The sequence below is a fragment of the Tritonibacter horizontis genome (genome assembly GCF_001518015.1).
Lineage (GTDB): Bacteria > Pseudomonadota > Alphaproteobacteria > Rhodobacterales > Rhodobacteraceae > Epibacterium > Epibacterium horizontis.
This window is the reverse complement of the sequence record NZ_LPUY01000065.1, coordinates 42,169-56,987: the sequence shown is the minus strand read 5'-3', so window position 1 is coordinate 56,987 and position 14,819 is coordinate 42,169. Positions and strand designations below refer to the sequence as shown.

Annotated in this window: 13 protein-coding genes; 8 read left to right on the top strand and 5 right to left on the bottom strand. The window is 63.9% G+C overall.

Features of this window, described 5'->3' with window-relative positions; genetic code table 11:
* Positions 1–56: 56 nt before the first annotated feature.
* The 3 genes from truB to rbfA are packed head-to-tail and all read right to left on the bottom strand — an operon-like array spanning position 57 to position 2,236.
* Positions 57–974: a tRNA pseudouridine(55) synthase TruB gene (truB, locus tag TRIHO_RS11405; protein ID WP_068243437.1), complete on the bottom strand. Its 918-nt coding sequence runs from the start codon at positions 972–974 to the stop codon at positions 57–59.
* Between the two features lie 57 nt (positions 975–1,031).
* Positions 1,032–1,835 carry a phosphodiester glycosidase family protein gene (locus TRIHO_RS11400; protein WP_408646187.1) on the bottom strand — a complete coding sequence of 268 codons (804 nt, stop codon included), beginning with the start codon at positions 1,833–1,835 and terminating at the stop codon, positions 1,032–1,034.
* A 5-nt stretch (positions 1,836–1,840) separates the two neighbouring features.
* The gene (rbfA, locus tag TRIHO_RS11395; protein WP_068243434.1) at positions 1,841–2,236 is read right to left on the bottom strand and encodes a 30S ribosome-binding factor RbfA; all 396 of its coding nucleotides are present in this window, start codon (positions 2,234–2,236) and stop codon (positions 1,841–1,843) included.
* A gap of 93 nt (positions 2,237–2,329) precedes the next feature.
* On the opposite strand from rbfA, the gene dapB reads away from it, so the two are divergent.
* On the top strand, positions 2,330–3,139 hold the full coding sequence (gene dapB / locus TRIHO_RS11390) for a 4-hydroxy-tetrahydrodipicolinate reductase (protein WP_068243433.1): 810 nt from the start codon (positions 2,330–2,332) through the stop codon (positions 3,137–3,139).
* A gap of 82 nt (positions 3,140–3,221) precedes the next feature.
* Here the strand turns inward: dapB and TRIHO_RS11385 are convergent, their stop codons facing one another.
* Positions 3,222–3,416, bottom strand: a complete 195-nt coding sequence (locus TRIHO_RS11385; RefSeq protein WP_068243432.1) for a DUF1674 domain-containing protein — start codon at positions 3,414–3,416, stop codon at positions 3,222–3,224.
* Between the two features lie 96 nt (positions 3,417–3,512).
* On the opposite strand from TRIHO_RS11385, the gene TRIHO_RS11380 reads away from it, so the two are divergent.
* The 7 genes from TRIHO_RS11380 to TRIHO_RS11350 all read left to right on the top strand — a co-directional run bounded on the left by TRIHO_RS11380 (position 3,513) and on the right by TRIHO_RS11350 (position 12,358).
* Positions 3,513–4,787: an RsmB/NOP family class I SAM-dependent RNA methyltransferase gene (locus TRIHO_RS11380; RefSeq protein ID WP_068243429.1), complete on the top strand. Its 1,275-nt coding sequence runs from the start codon at positions 3,513–3,515 to the stop codon at positions 4,785–4,787.
* A gap of 150 nt (positions 4,788–4,937) precedes the next feature.
* Positions 4,938–6,683, top strand: a complete 1,746-nt coding sequence (locus TRIHO_RS11375; protein ID WP_068243423.1) for a heparinase II/III family protein — start codon at positions 4,938–4,940, stop codon at positions 6,681–6,683.
* Positions 6,684–6,707: 24 nt separating this feature from the next.
* Entirely contained in the window at positions 6,708–8,297 is a 1,590-nt protein-coding gene (purH, locus tag TRIHO_RS11370; protein WP_068243421.1) for a bifunctional phosphoribosylaminoimidazolecarboxamide formyltransferase/IMP cyclohydrolase, read from the top strand.
* A 17-nt stretch (positions 8,298–8,314) separates the two neighbouring features.
* Positions 8,315–8,797, top strand: coding sequence for a signal peptidase II (gene lspA / locus TRIHO_RS11365; RefSeq protein ID WP_068243418.1), 483 nt, complete (start codon positions 8,315–8,317; stop codon positions 8,795–8,797).
* A gap of 56 nt (positions 8,798–8,853) precedes the next feature.
* The gene (locus TRIHO_RS11360; protein ID WP_068243416.1) at positions 8,854–9,360 is read left to right on the top strand and encodes a DUF3035 domain-containing protein; all 507 of its coding nucleotides are present in this window, start codon (positions 8,854–8,856) and stop codon (positions 9,358–9,360) included.
* A 143-nt stretch (positions 9,361–9,503) separates the two neighbouring features.
* Positions 9,504–10,931, top strand: a complete 1,428-nt coding sequence (locus TRIHO_RS11355; RefSeq protein WP_082705115.1) for a M16 family metallopeptidase — start codon at positions 9,504–9,506, stop codon at positions 10,929–10,931.
* 137 nt (positions 10,932–11,068) lie between these two features.
* Positions 11,069–12,358 carry a M16 family metallopeptidase gene (locus TRIHO_RS11350; protein ID WP_232367775.1) on the top strand — a complete coding sequence of 430 codons (1,290 nt, stop codon included), beginning with the start codon at positions 11,069–11,071 and terminating at the stop codon, positions 12,356–12,358.
* 111 nt (positions 12,359–12,469) lie between these two features.
* On the opposite strand, the gene TRIHO_RS11345 is transcribed toward TRIHO_RS11350, so the two are convergent.
* On the bottom strand, positions 12,470–14,812 hold the full coding sequence (locus tag TRIHO_RS11345) for an aldehyde dehydrogenase family protein (protein ID WP_068243413.1): 2,343 nt from the start codon (positions 14,810–14,812) through the stop codon (positions 12,470–12,472).
* Positions 14,813–14,819: the final 7 nt, after the last annotated feature.

Below are 14,819 nucleotides of genomic sequence, written 5' to 3'. Positions count from 1 at the left end.
CGGTCAGAGCTACTTCCCTATTTGTTTACAATGCCTTAACGGATCTTGCCTGAGTGTTAATCGGGTTGCTCCGTGTTGAACACGCGGCTCGGGTGCAATTCCCCGGCCTTGTAGATGCCCACCGCCACGGCCTGCCCGTTGAGCGAGGCCCAGGCTTCGTCGCCGTATTCCACATCAGAGGCAATCACCATGCCGGGGTTGCCGTTGCGCAACCGGGCCGCGCCCTGCTCGGTGCATTTCAGCTCCGGCAGATCGCACAGCCCGTCTTCGAGAGGGCGCAGATAGGGATCCAGCTCCGGGCTTTTGGCGAGTGTGTCGAGCGTTTCCAGTGTCATGCCATCTTCTGCATCAAACGGGCCAGACCAGGTTCGACGCAGGCGCAGCACGTGGCCAAGGCAGCCGAGTTTTTCACCGAGATCACGGGCGATCGACCGGACATACCCGCCTTTGCCACAGGTCATTTCCAACACCACATGGTCCGCATCGGGACGGTCCAGCATCACCAGTTCCTCGACCCAGAGCGCGCGGGCGGACAGTTCCACCTCCTCGCCATCGCGGGCCAGCTTGTAGGCGCGCTGGCCGTCGATCTTCACGGCGGAGAATTTCGGCGGCACCTGCTGGATGTCTCCGACAAAACCAAGGAGCGCTTCCTTGATCTCTTCATCCGTGGGGCGCAGTGGCGAGGTGGCGATGACCTCGCCCTCGGCATCATCGGTATTGGTCGCGGCGCCAAGGCAGACAGTGAAGGTATAGGCCTTCATCGCGTCGGTGATATAGGGCACGGTCTTTGTCGCCTCGCCCAGGGCAACAGCCAGAACGCCGGTCGCTTCCGGATCGAGCGTGCCTGCGTGACCGGCCTTTTTGGCGTCAAATGCCCAGCGGACCTTGTTGACGACGGCGGTCGACGTCAGGCCTGCGGGCTTGTCCACCACCAGCCAGCCGGAGATGTCGCGTCCCTTGCGTTTGCGTCCCATGAAACCCCTCAATGATGTCGGATGAGGCGCGGGAGGTACCCTAGCGCGTGCGCTCTGTCAATTCCGCAGCGCATCCGTCGCCGCGGCCCCAAGGGGGGCGACCACCCCGACGACCGGCCCCATCATGAACCCGGCGTCAGAGCGCCCCAGCGCGACGGCATGAAACCGCGAGATATTGCCATCGAAATAAAGCGCGTTGGGCAGGTTCAGGTGGTCCCGGAACAGGCTGGCGAAGCTGTGGAAATTCACCGTATTGCGCGAAATGACAAAAATCACGCGGCGGCCGTCCGCGCTGGTGCCGACCCCATTGCGGATGTAGCGCGAGGTGCTGGCTTCAAGGAACCTGGGATGCAATTCGCCGTCGATGACCAGCATCGGACCCGATTGCGTCGCGCTGTCGCATTGAGGGCCGGTCGCGACAAAAACGCCGGTTTCGATCACATCGGCGCGCCCCTCCCGGAGGCAGAACACACCGTTTGGAACCAGGCCGAAATTGCCAGGCCCCGGCGTTGTCACCAACCGCATCTCCTCCTTGCCATCCTCAATGTACAGCCCGACGGGGGAGCGGTCCGAATGGTACATCCCGGCGTTGGTCGCAAAGGTCAGCGTCTCGCCCCTCTCCTGCAGCTGCCTGTCAATGGTGGAGAAATGGCCGAGCACGGCGCCATTGCCGTCGCGCAGGAACAGGCGCAGGTCTTCTGTCGCCGCATCGACCTCGCAGAGCGTATAGCGGTTGTGGTCAAAGGTTTCGTCGCGGCAGTCCACTGCAATTGCAGGTGTGGCCCCGGCCGCCAACGCCAGCCACAGGCCGGTGCAAAGCCGCATGATCGGGCCCGGGATCAGGCCTGGCACCCGCGGCATTGCGCCTAATCCTCGATGTCGCGGCGCACCGCATCCTGATCAAACAGGCGGCGGGTGTCGTCCATGCGGTCAAAGGTGCCATCAATCTGGAACCGAAGGTCGGGCGTGAATTTCAGCCCGGTCTTCTTGCCCATCATGCGGCGCAACTCGTGCTTGTTGCGGGCCAGAAGCTGCAACACGTCCTCCTGCCCCTTGCCACCCAGCGGCAACACATAGGCAGTGGCGATTTTCAGGTCCGGAGAGATTCGCACCTCGCCAACGGTGATCGAAAGACGGTTCAGATCCGGATCATGCACATCGCCGCGCGCCAGCACCTCCGAAAGGGTGCGGCGGATAACCTCGCCGACGCGAAGCTGACGTTGGGACGGACCGGCGCCGTCGTGGAATTTGTTCTTAGCCATGTGACACGACCTATGCCGAAACCCGCCCTTTGCCAAGCGGTCCCCGGCAGGGTAGGAGAATTCAAGCGGATAGTCCAACCGGAGAGTGGAACCATGACGGATAAACCAGGGATCGTGATCACCGGCGCATCGGGGCGCATGGGGCAGATGCTGATCAAGACAGTTCTGGACAGCGACACCGCCCGGCTGGCCGGGGTGGTGGAGCGAACGGGGCATGATTGGGTCGGTCAGGACATCGGCATCGCCATGGGCGGCCCGGCGCAGGGCGTCATCGTCACCGATGATGCGCTGGCGGCCTTTTCAACAGCCCAGGCCGTGATTGATTTCACCGCGCCCGAGGCGACCCTGGCCTTTTCAAAACTGGCAGCCGAGGCCGGTTGCGTGCATGTGATCGGCACCACGGGTATGAGCGAGACGCAGATCGCGGATCTGGACCCGGCTGCCAGCCAGACCGTGATCGTGCGGGCCGGGAATATGTCGCTCGGCGTCAACCTGCTCGTCCAGCTGACCAGAAAGGTGGCCGCAGCGCTGGACGAAGATTTCGACATCGAGGTCATCGAGGCGCATCACCACCACAAGGTGGATGCACCCTCCGGCACCGCCCTGATGTTGGGCGAGGCCGCGGCCGAGGGGCGCGGCGTTTCCCTGTCCGAGGTGTCGGACAGAGGCCGCGACGGCATCACCGGCGCCCGCAAGAAGGGCGACATCGGTTTTACCGCCATCCGCGGCGGCGATATCGTTGGCGAGCATGACGTGCTGTTTGCGGCAAAAGGCGAACGCATCGTGCTGCGCCATATGGCGACGGATCGGGCCATCTTTGCCCGCGGCGCGCTCAAGGCGGCGCTTTGGGGGCAGGGCAAGCCACCGGGGGCCTATGACATGATCGACGTGCTGGGCCTGTGACCACCACCGACCGGCCTTCATCTTTTGGAAAATACCTCGGGGGCAGCGCCCCTCTCTCCGGCACGGCGGTCCGGGACCGCGATCAGAAATCGACCGCGATCCCTTTCTTCTCCCAATCCCCATAGCGTGCCGGGTCAAGCCCGTCGCGTCCGCCCAGTTCGGTCGGCGGCGGTGCGTCGTTGGCCTGGGCCTTCCGGCGTGCCGCGGCTTCGGCCAGGGCCCGTTCGGCCGCAGGGGGCAGCGGGGCTGGCTCGGGGGTGTCTGAGGTCTTGCTCATCGGTCTTCTCCGCAGCACGGGTTTCATTATGCTTGCGCCATGATATACGCCCTCGTCCACCACGGACAAGCCGAAGGGCCATCAGGAGAGTTTTGTATGAGTAACCGTCCGACATCAGGAACCGATGCCCGTCGCGCTGCGCTGGCTCTCTTGGACAAGGTTCTGGGCGAGGGCCTCTTGCTGGCAGAGTGTCAGGGACAGGTGCTGGACCCGCTGGACCCCGCGGATCGGGCGCGGGCTCAAAGGCTGACGTTAGAGACGTTGCGGGCGCTGGAACGCGTCGACCGGATCCTGCAAAAACACCTGCGCAAACCGCCTGCGCTGTTTGTACGCAATGCGTTGCGTCTGGGCGCGATGGAGCTGTGTACCGGTGGCGCCGCTCATGGTGTGGTGAACGATATCGTCAATCTGGTGGCGCGCCACCGTCGTCATGGCCAGCTCAAGGGGCTGGTGAACGCCATCCTGCGCAAGGTCGCTGACGAAGGGCCGGCCGAATGGGCCAAGCTGCGGGTGCCACGCTTGCCGAAATGGCTGCGCGCTCCGCTGGCGCAGGCCTGGGGCAACGAGGCGATGCTGGCGATCGAGGCGGCCCATTTCCGCGGCGCGCCGCTGGACCTGACGCCAAAGCCGGGCGCGGATCTGACCGCCATCGCCGGAGACTGGACGCCGACCGGCAGCTATCGGCTGCGCGACGCCGGACAGGTTTCCGCCCTGCCGGGATTCGCAGCGGGCGACTGGTGGGTTCAGGACGCCGCCGCCGCACTTCCCGCCAGGCTGCTCAATCCGCAGGCCGGCGAACGGGTTCTGGATCTCTGTGCCGCGCCGGGGGGCAAGACCCTGCAACTGGCGGCGGCCGGGGCGGATGTCACGGCGGTGGATATTTCCGAAGGTCGGCTGCATCGCCTGCAGGAAAACCTCACGCGGACCGGTTTGGTGGCCGCTGTCGTCGTGGGGGATGTGCTTGAACAAAAGGGACAATATGACGCCGTTCTGCTGGATGCGCCCTGTTCCGCCACCGGCACAATCCGGCGTCACCCAGACCTGCCGCAGGCCAAGGACGGCGGCGGATTCGGCGCTTTGATAGAGCTTCAGGCGCAGATGATTGCGCATGCCTGGTCCCTGGTCAAACCGGGCGGCCGACTGGTTTATTGCACCTGCTCGCTGCTGCCGGACGAGGGCGAATGCCAGGTCGAGGATCTGCTGGACATGTTCCCCGATGCCAGCATTGGCACCACGCTGGCAACCCTGCCGGGGATCGCGCCGGAGTGGATCACCGAAGAAGGCGGCCTGCGTCTGCGCCCAGATTATTGGCCAGAGCTCGGCGGCATGGACGGCTTCTATATGGCAGAGCTGATCAAGGCGGCGACCTGAGCCGGCCGGGGTCGCGCCCTGTCCATTTGACCGGATCTGTGGCGCGGCTTGACGTCAAAGCGATCCTTTCTGGACACAGAGCGCATGACACCCCGCGGGTCGCGCGTTATCCTCTGGCCAAAACGCCCAAGGCGTGTGAGGCAAGAGAGCATGTCCAGATACGATCGTATGGCCAGTCGCGGAACGCGGCTGCTAAATCGCTACACCGCCTGGAAGGCGCGCAAACAGCCTGCGGCGACCGGTTTCGTGTCGCAGCCCGAGCCACGTACCATCGGCAGCTTTGCCCGTGGGCGCCAGTTGGTGGCGGGCAACCTGCTGTTTGCCGGCTATCTGGTCGAAAGCGCCACAACCGGGCTTTGGGATGTGGAGGCGCCTGACTTTGCCTTTGAGGCAGAGCGGCAGGGCTGTACCTGGCTCGACGATCTTGCGGCGGTGGGTGATCTGCGGGCCCGCAAAAAGGCGCAGCTGTGGATCTGGGGCTGGATCGACACCTACGGGCGCGGCACTGGCCCGGGCTGGTCGGCGGATCTGACCGGGCGGCGGGTGATTCGCTGGACCAACCATGCGCTCTTTTTGCTCAGCGGTCAGGACAAGGCCCATTCGGATGCGTTTTACCGGTCGCTGTCGCAGCAGACCTGGTTTCTGTCTCAGCGCTGGAAGGGGGCCTCGCCGGGGTTGCCGCGATTTGAGGCGCTGACCGGTCTGATCTACGCCGGTCTGGCACTGAAAGGCTGCGAAGAACTGGCGGACCCGGCCGTGAAGGCGCTGGCGCAGGAATGCAAAACCCAGATCAACGCCGACGGCGGCCTGCCGACCCGCAACCCCGAAGAGCTGCTGGATGTGTTCACCCTGTTGACCTGGGCCGCTGCTGCCCTGCATGAGGCAGGTCGCAGTGTGCCGCGTGACCATCACGCCGCCCTGGAACGGATCGCGCCGACCTTGCGGGCCTTGCGCCATGCGGATGGCGGATTGGCGCGCTTTCATGGTGGCGGTCGCGGGCAGGAGGGGTGGCTTGACCATGCGCTGGCCGCCTCCCAGGTGCCGGCGCGTCCCTTCGACGGGCTGGCGATGGGGTTCTGTCGGCTTTCGGCGCGGCGGACCTCGGTCATTGTCGATGCCAGCGTGCCGCCGATTGGCAAGGCGTCCTACAATGGGCATGCCTCGACCCTGGCGTTTGAGCTGACATCGGGGCGTCGGCCGCTGATTGTCAGCTGCGGCGCGGGCGAAAACTTTGGTCTGGAATGGCGGCGTGCCGGACGGGCAACCCCGTCGCATTCGGTGATGTGTCTGGAAGGGCATTCCAGCGCCCGGCTGGCGGCCCCGCAAAAGATCACCGGGCAGGAGTATCTGATCGAGCCCCCGACCGAAGTGCCGGTCGAGCGCGAAGATCATGATGACGGCTATCGCTTTCAGGGCGCCCATGATGGCTATTCCAAACATTTTGGCATCACCGTGGCCCGCTCGCTGGACCTCTCCGTCGATGGGCGGACAATCACCGGAGAAGACATGGTGCTGACCCTTGACGATGCGGCCAAGCGCCGGTTCGACCGGGCGCTGGATGATGGCGCGCTCAAGGGCATCGGCTATGATATCAGGTTCCATTTGCACCCGGATGTGGACGCGGCCCTTGACTTGGGCGGCGCGGCAGTATCCATGGCGCTCAAGAGCGGCGAGATCTGGGTATTCCGTCACGACGGCCAGTGTGATCTGAAGCTGGAAACCAGTGTTTACCTGGAAAAGACCCGCTTGAAACCGCGCCAGGCGCTGCAGATTGTCCTTTCGGGACGGGCCATTCAATATGTGACCCAGGTCCGCTGGACACTCAGCAAGGCGCAGGAAACGGCACTGGCGGTGCGCGATCTCAATCGTGACGAGCCTATGGCCTATGAAGAGTGAACCTGAACAAGGATTCTGACACCGATGACCGACCTCCACCCCGTCCGCCGCGCCCTTCTGTCCGTCTCTGACAAGACCGGCCTGATCGAGCTGGGCAAATCCCTCGCCGAACGCGGGGTCGAGCTGCTGTCCACCGGCGGCACCGCAAAGGCGCTGCGCGAGGCGGGTCTGTCCGTCCGGGATGTGTCCGAGGTGACCGGGTTCCCCGAGATGATGGACGGCCGTGTGAAGACGCTGCACCCGATGGTGCATGGTGGGCTGTTGGCGCTGCGTGACAATGACGCCCATGTGGCGGCCATGACCGAACATGGCATTGGTGAAATCGACCTGTTGGTGGTGAACCTCTACCCCTTCGAGGCGGCGCTGAAACGTGGGGCCGATTACGCCGAAATGATCGAGAATATCGACATCGGCGGCCCGGCGATGATCCGCGCGGCGGCCAAGAACCATGCCTTTGTGAACACCGTGGTGGATGTCGAGGACTACGGGGTCCTGCTGGAAGAGATGGATCAGAACGACGGTCAGACCTCTTTCGTGTTTCGCCAGTGGCTGGCGCAGAACGCCTATGCGCGCACTGCGGCCTATGATGCGGCGGTGTCGAACTGGATGGCTGGCGCCATCGGTCTGGAGGCCCCGCGGCGTCGCGCCTTTGCCGGGCAACTGGCCCAGACCCTGCGCTATGGTGAAAACCCGCATCAGGACGCGGCCTTTTACACCGATGGCAGCGCCCGGGTCGGCGTCGCAACGGCCCGGCAACTGCAGGGCAAAGAGCTGTCCTACAACAACATCAACGACACCGATGCGGCGTTCGAGCTGGTCAGCGAATTTGCACCCGAGGATGGCCCGGCCGTGGCGATCATCAAGCATGCCAACCCCTGTGGTGTGGCGCGCGGGGCGACCCTGATCGAGGCCTACAAAAAGGCCTTTGACTGCGACCGCACCTCTGCCTTTGGGGGGATTGTGGCGTTGAACCAGCCGCTGGACGCGGAAACGGCCGAAGCGATCACCGAGATCTTTACCGAGGTCGTGATCGCGCCGGGCGCCTCGGAGGCGGCGAAAGAGATCTTTGCGGGCAAGAAAAACCTGCGTCTGTTGCTGACCGATGGCCTGCCTAATCCGCAGGATGCCGGCCTGACCACCCGTCAGGTTTCGGGCGGCATGCTGGTGCAGGACAAGGACATCGGCCACCGCGCCATGGATGATCTCAAGGTGGTGACCGAAAAGGCCCCGACCGAGGCGCAGATGGCGGATTTGCTGTTTGCCTGGAAGGTTGCCAAACACGTGAAATCCAACGCGATTGTTTACGTGAAGGCGGGCCAGACCGTTGGCGTCGGCGCCGGCCAGATGAGCCGCCTGGACTCGGCCACCATCGCGGGCGTCAAGGCGCAGCGGATGGCGGATGCGATCGGCCTGCCGGAGAGCCTCGCCAAAGGGTCCGCGGTTGCCTCTGATGCGTTTTTTCCCTTTGCCGATGGCCTGCTGGAAGCGGCGGCCAATGGGGCGACCTGCGTGATCCAGCCCGGCGGGTCGATGCGCGATGACGAGGTCATCAAGGCCGCAAATGATGCAGGTCTGGCGATGGTCTTTACCGGCATGCGCCACTTCCGTCACTAACCCAGGAGAAACCGCCAATGCGGGCCAAAGCGCTATATTTGGCGGCTGCCCTGTCGCTGCTCGTGGATCAGGCAACAAAGATCGGGGTCGTCTTCGGCCTCGATCTGGTGACGCGCTTGCGGCTGGATGTGCTGCCGCCGTTGCTGCGGTTTCGCTACGGCGAGAATCGCGGCATCAACTTTGGCCTGTTTGACGGCGACGGGGGCGCAAGCCGTTGGATTTTGATTGTTGTCTCACTACTGATTTGCGCGGCTGTCTATCTTTGGGTGCGGCGCAGCCACGCGGACCGCACCGTGATGCAGGTTGCTGCCGGTCTGGTCATCGGCGGCGCGCTGGGCAATGTGGTGGACCGGATCGCCTATGGATATGTGCTGGATTTCCTCAACATGTCCTGCTGCGGCATCCAGAATCCGTTTGTCTTTAACGTCGCGGATATCTTTATCTTTGCCGGGGCGGCGGGCCTGATCCTGTATGAGGGCCGGGGCAAAAACCCTGCGTGACCTCGGTTGCGATTTGCGCTAGAGGTGAGCGAAACCGTCTAAGAGGACCGCGCCCCATGCGCTTTGCGACCGCTCCGATCATCCTGAGTTCCGTTCTGTTGCTGACAGCCTGTGGCGACAAGCCGCTGCATGATCTTGATGCGCGCCGCAATTCCCCCGACGAATTTCTGGTTCTGCCAAGCAAACCCCTCGAGCAGCCGGAAAACTACGCCACCCTGCCGACCCCGACCCCCGGTGGCAGCAACATCACCGATCGCGACCCGCAGGCGGAGGCGATCCTTGCCCTGGGCGGGCGTCCCAGTAGCAGCGGTATCCCGGCGGGTGACGGCGCATTGGTGACAGCAGCGAGCCGTTACGGCGTGCAGGGGGACATTCGCGAAACCCTGAGCGCCGAGGATGTGAAACGTCGCAAGCGCGCCGGGATTCTGGCGAATATCAAACTGTTCCCCGTTGATCGCTACGCGGAGACCTACGAGCGGGAAGCGCTGGACCCCTATGATGTGAACACGGCCTACCGCCGTGCCGGGGTGCCGACCCCCTCTGCGCCGCCGGAGACCAACTAAGTCATCACGTTTTTGCCAATTTGGCTTGTGGCTGGCTCTGGGCATCGTAACTTGAGCTACAGCAGATATACCGACTCTGCCCAACGAATTCGCCTTGGGCCGTCATCTGTGCGTGCTCGGCAGACTGATCCGGAGGATAGGATATGACATCTGTGGCAGCGACCTTGGCAGGGCTAAAGGCCCTGGGGTACGCCGCGCTTTGCGGTCTTGCGATGACAACCGGGCTGGCCGCGCAGGACAGCAGTCCCGCGCCCGCAGATTCCGTCTCGCCCGATGCCGAGGCACAGAGCGGCACCGAGCTGGTCACCACCTTCACGTTGGACAACGGCATGATGGTTGTTCTGGTCGAAGACCACCGGGCGCCAGTGGTGCAGCATATGGTCTGGTACCGCGCTGGATCGGCGGATGAACCGGTGGGCCAGAGCGGCGTTGCGCATTTCCTTGAGCATCTGTTGTTCAAAGGCACCGACACGCTGGACGCGGGCGAGCTGTCGGCCACGGTTGCCCGGAACGGGGGCCGCGACAACGCGTTTACCAGCTATGACTATACCGCCTATTTCCAGCGTGTGGCGGCGGACCGGCTGGAACTGATGATGCGGATGGAAGCGGACCGGATGCGCAATCTGCGGCTGACCGAGACCGACATCGTGACGGAACGCGAAGTGATCCTGGAGGAGCGCAACCAGCGGACGGACAACGATCCGTCGGCGCTGTTTCGCGAACAGATGCGGGCGGTGCAATATCTGAATCATCGCTATGGACAGCCCGTGATTGGCTGGCGCCACGAGATGGAAACCCTGTCGATGGAGGATGCGCTGTCCTTTTACGGCACCTATTATGCGCCCAACAACGCGATCTTGGTGGTGTCCGGCGATGTGCAGCCCGATGAGGTGCGCGACCTGGCCGAAACCTATTATGGCGTGATCCCCGCCAACCCCGAATTGCCGGACAGGTTGCGCAGTCAGGAACCCCCGCAGAGCGCCGCACGGCGGGTCAGCTTTGCCGATCCGCGGGTGGCGCAACCCTATGTGCAGCGGTCCTATCTCGCGCCGGAGCGTGACACGGCGAGCCAGGAAAAGGCGGCGGCGCTGTATCTGCTGTCTGAACTGCTTGGCGGCGGGACCACCTCCTATCTGGCGAATGCCCTGCAGTTCGAGCAACAGGTGGCGGTCTACACGGCGGCCTTCTATTCCGGGGTGTCGCTGGATGACACCACGTTTGATTTCGTGATCGTGCCCGCCGACGGCGTCACCCTGGCCGAAGCCGAAGCCGCGTTGGATCAGACGGTGGCGGCCTTCATGGCGGAGGGCGTGGACAGCCAGCAGTTGGACCGGATCAAGCTCCAGCTGCGGGCGGCCGAGATCTATGCCCGTGACGATGTGGACCGGATCGCAAACCGATATGGCCGGGCGCTGACCTCCGGCCTGACGGTGGAGGACGTGCAGGACTGGCCCCGGGTGCTGCAATCCATCACCGAAGACGAAATTATCGCCGTTGCCCGCGAGGTGCTGCGGCCTGAAACATCCGTCACCGGATATCTGACCCAAAGCCCGCAGGAGGGTGATCAATGAGCCGGAACCATACGCGCGCCTTGTCCACCCGGTTGCGGGGGCCAGTATCGGGTCCGATGCGCAGGGGCGGTGCCGTGCGCACCGCGTCGCAGGATCGGCGACCGCTACTGAGGGCGCTGTTTGCGCTGCTGACGGCGATGGTTTTGCTGGGTGCCGCCCAGGCGGCCCGCGCGGAAATCGACATACAGGAAGTGGTCTCGCCAGGCGGGATCAAGGCCTGGCTGGTGGAGGATCACAGCATTCCCTTTGGCGCACTGGAGCTGCGGTTCCGGGGCGGAACGTCGCTCGATGCGCCGGGCAAGCGGGGTGCGATCTTCCTGATGGGCGGGCTGCTGGAAGAAGGCTCCGGTGAGTTGCGCGCGCAGGAATACACCCGCGCGCTGGAAGCATTGGCCGCGAGTTTTTCCTACGATGCGAACAAGGACATGGTGTCGATCTCTGCCCGTTTCCTGAGTGAAAACAGCGGCGAGGTGATGGAGCTGCTGCGCCAGACCATACAGGAGCCGCGCTTTGACCAGGATGCGCTGGACCGGGTGCGGGCGCAAGTGCTGGTGGGGCTTCGCTCTGACATGTCCGACCCGAACGAGATCGCCAGCGAGACCTTTGCCAAACTGGCCTTTGGCGATCATCCCTATGGCACCAGTGGCAAGGGCACGGTGGAGAGCGTCTCTGCCCTGACCCGGCAGGATATGTTCGATGCCCATGAGGCCGTTTTTGCCCGGGACCGGCTCTATGTCAGCGCGGTGGGGGACATCACGCCGCAGGAACTGGGCGTGATGCTGGACGAATTGCTCGGGGATCTGCCGGCAGAAGGCGCACCGATGCCTGGTCCGGCCGAGGTGTTGCTGACAGGTGGCGTGACCGTTGTGCCCTTTGCGACACCGCAATCGGTCGCGCTGTTCGGGCAGGCGGGGATTGGTCGCCATGACCCTGATTTCTTTGCCGCCTATGTGCTGAACCAGATTCTCGGTGGCGGCTCGTTCGAGACCCGGCTGATGCAGGAAGTGCGCACCAAACGCGGTCTGACCTATGGTGTTTACAGCTATTTGCTGCCGCTGGATCTGGCCTCGACCTATATGGGGTCGCTGGCCTCGGCGAATGAGAAAATGGCCGAAGCGGTCGGGGTTGTGCGCGACCAATGGGCGGCGATGGTGGCCGACGGCGTGACCAAAGACGAACTGCAGGACGCACAGACCTATCTGACCGGCGCCTACCCGCTGCGGTTCAACGGCAATGGGCAGATCGCGTCGATCCTTGTGTCCATGCAGATGGACGAGCTTCCCATCGACTATGTGGTGACCCGCAACGAAAAGATCGAAGCGGTGACGCTGGAGGATGTGAACCGGGTGGCCAAGGCGCTGCTCGACCCGGAGGGGCTGCGGTTCGTGGTGGTGGGGGAGCCTGAGGGGCTGAGATCCACCGACTAGAGCCGCGCCGTGGCGCAACGCCCGCTCGTCCGATGAAAAAACGGCGCGGTCCCATGTCGGGGCCGCGCTGTAGCGTTTTGGCGATGCATACCGCCGTCTGTGGTAGAGGTTTTACTCGCCGTAGGGGATCCAGACGGTTTTCACCTCGGTTGCGGCCTGCAGGAAGCGTTTGCTCTGGTCCCGGGACCAATCGAAGGCCTGGCCATTGTTGACCCAGGTCCGCTTGAGGTTCCCGGCGGAGGCCTCTTCGATCATCTTGGACAGATCGGTCGAGGAAAAACTCCAGACCGCGTCAAGATTGAGGTGCTTGACCAGGGTCTCGCCAAGCTCCTTGTGGCTACCGGTCAGGATATTGACCACGCCGGCCGGCAGGTCAGAGGTTTCAAGCACCTGATAAAGATCGGTCGCGGCCAGTGGGAAGGCCTGCGAGGCGGCCAGCACCACCCGGTTGCCCATCGCCAGCGCCGGTGCAACAGCCGAGATCAACCCCAGAAGCGGGGCCTCATCCGCGCAGAGGATGCCGATGGTGCCCACGGGTTCCTTCATGCCAAGGGCGACACCACGGATCGGCACCCCATGGGCGAGCCCGTCGTATTTGTCGGCCCATGCGGCTGCGGAAAACAGTCGCTGCAGGGAGGCTTCGACCTCTGCCGCGCCGGTGCCTTTGCCGGTCATCGCATCAATCCGCATGGCAAATTCGTCAGCGCGGGCGGCGAGGTTTTCGGCCAGATAATAGAGGATCTGAGCCCGCAGATGGCCGGTGGTCTTGGACCAGCCCTTGGCGGCATGGGCCGCCTCGACCGCGTTGCGCACGTCCTTGCGGTTGCCGATCCCGACATGGCCGAGCAGGTTGCCATCGGGCCCATAGACCGGTTTGGAATACCCGCCGTCCGGGCGCGCCTGCTTGCCGCCGACAAACATCTTTGCGGTTCGGTCCAGCCCGCCCGGCGCGACGGGGGCATCGTTGCTTTCAAAGGCGGGAACGGGGGCGAGCGGTTCGGGCTTTTCGCTGGCGCGAGTATAGGCCATCAGGCCCTCAACGCCACCTTCGCGGCCAAACCCGCTTTCGCGGACACCGCCAAACGGGGCTGCCGCGTCGAACATGTTGGTGCCGTTGACCCAGACCACGCCGGCCGCCAGTTTCGGTGCGATGTCCAGCGCGAGGTTCACATTCTCGGTCCAGAGCGTCGCGGCCAGCCCGTAGCGGGTGTTGTTCGCCAGTTCCACCGCTTCGGCCGGGGTGCGAAAGGTGGTGGAGACCAGCACCGGGCCAAAGATTTCCTCCTGCATCAGAGGGTCCGCAGGCGACAGCCCCTCGATCAGGGTCGGCGGGTAGAAACAGCCCTGCGTCGGCAGGGCCACCGGGGATTGGTGCACCGTGCAGTTCCGGGCCGAAGCGACCATTTTGGTGATTTGGGCGTGTTGAACCGGATCAATGATGGCGCCGACATCGACGCATTTATCAAGCGGGTCGCCCAGGCGAAGGGTCTTCATGCGGGCGCGCAGTTTGGTGTGGAACCGCTCCGACACGCTTTCCTGAACCAAAAGCCGGGATCCGGCGCAGCAGACCTGGCCCTGATTGAACCAGATGGCATCCACCAGCCCCTCGATGGCGCTGTCGAGATCGGCGTCGTCAAAGACGATATAGGGGCTCTTACCGCCCAGCTCCAGCGTCAACGCCTTGCCGCTGCCGGCGGTGGCCTGACGGATTTTGCGCCCGACATCGGTGGAGCCGGTAAAGGCGATCTTGTCCACCTTCGCGTTGACGATCATTTCACCCACCGCACCGTCGCCGGTGACGATGTTGACCACCCCCTTGGGCAGCCCGGCCTGACGGCAGATATCGGCGAACAGGAGCGCGGTCAGCGAGGTATATTCGGCTGGTTTCAGGACCACGGTATTGCCCATTGCCAGCGCTGGCGCGACCTTCCAGGCCAGCATCAGCAGCGGAAAATTCCACGGAATGATCTGCCCACAGACGCCAAGCGCCTCACGCCCGGCCATCTCTGTGTCCATCAGCTGGGCATGGCCGGCGTGATGGTAGAAATGACGCTGCACCAGGGGAATGTCGATGTCACGGCTCTCCCGGATCGGTTTGCCGTTGTCGAGGGTCTCCAGCACCGCGAACAGGCGGCTGTGCTTTTGCAGCAGGCGCGCGATGGCATAGAGGAACATGGCCCGCCCGGTGCCACCAATCTCCGCCCAGCCGGGCTGTGCCGCGCGCGCGGCCTTGACGGCGGCCTCGACATCTTTTTGCGTCGCCTGGGTCAACTCGGCCAGGACCTCGCCCGTTGCGGGGTTGCGGCTTTCAAAACCTTTGCCGGGTTGGGTGAAGGTCCCGTCGATGAACAGGCCAAAGCGGCTGCCCTGATCGACCAGCCAGGCAAAGGCGTCTGCGGCGCTTTCGGGGGCGAGGCCATAATCCATGCTGTCGAAGATCTCTTTGATTGTCATCTGTTGG

Bases quoted from the DNA above. Each gene is read 5' to 3' on its own strand.
- TRIHO_RS11360 (WP_068243416.1), top strand. From the start codon at position 8,854: ATGCGCTTTGCGACCGCTCCGATCATCCTGAGTTCCGTTCTGTTGCTG.
- TRIHO_RS11400 (WP_408646187.1), bottom strand. From the start codon at position 1,835: ATGCCGCGGGTGCCAGGCCTGATCCCGGGCCCGATCATGCGGCTTTGC.
- TRIHO_RS11375 (WP_068243423.1), top strand. From the start codon at position 4,938: ATGTCCAGATACGATCGTATGGCCAGTCGCGGAACGCGGCTGCTAAAT.
- rbfA (WP_068243434.1), bottom strand. From the start codon at position 2,236: ATGGCTAAGAACAAATTCCACGACGGCGCCGGTCCGTCCCAACGTCAG.
- purH (WP_068243421.1), top strand. From the start codon at position 6,708: ATGACCGACCTCCACCCCGTCCGCCGCGCCCTTCTGTCCGTCTCTGAC.
- TRIHO_RS11385 (WP_068243432.1), bottom strand. From the start codon at position 3,416: ATGAGCAAGACCTCAGACACCCCCGAGCCAGCCCCGCTGCCCCCTGCG.
- lspA (WP_068243418.1), top strand. From the start codon at position 8,315: ATGCGGGCCAAAGCGCTATATTTGGCGGCTGCCCTGTCGCTGCTCGTG.
- TRIHO_RS11345 (WP_068243413.1), bottom strand. From the start codon at position 14,812: ATGACAATCAAAGAGATCTTCGACAGCATGGATTATGGCCTCGCCCCC.
- dapB (WP_068243433.1), top strand. From the start codon at position 2,330: ATGACGGATAAACCAGGGATCGTGATCACCGGCGCATCGGGGCGCATG.
- TRIHO_RS11380 (WP_068243429.1), top strand. From the start codon at position 3,513: ATGAGTAACCGTCCGACATCAGGAACCGATGCCCGTCGCGCTGCGCTG.
- truB (WP_068243437.1), bottom strand. From the start codon at position 974: ATGGGACGCAAACGCAAGGGACGCGACATCTCCGGCTGGCTGGTGGTG.
- TRIHO_RS11350 (WP_232367775.1), top strand. From the start codon at position 11,069: ATGGTTTTGCTGGGTGCCGCCCAGGCGGCCCGCGCGGAAATCGACATA.
- TRIHO_RS11355 (WP_082705115.1), top strand. From the start codon at position 9,504: ATGACATCTGTGGCAGCGACCTTGGCAGGGCTAAAGGCCCTGGGGTAC.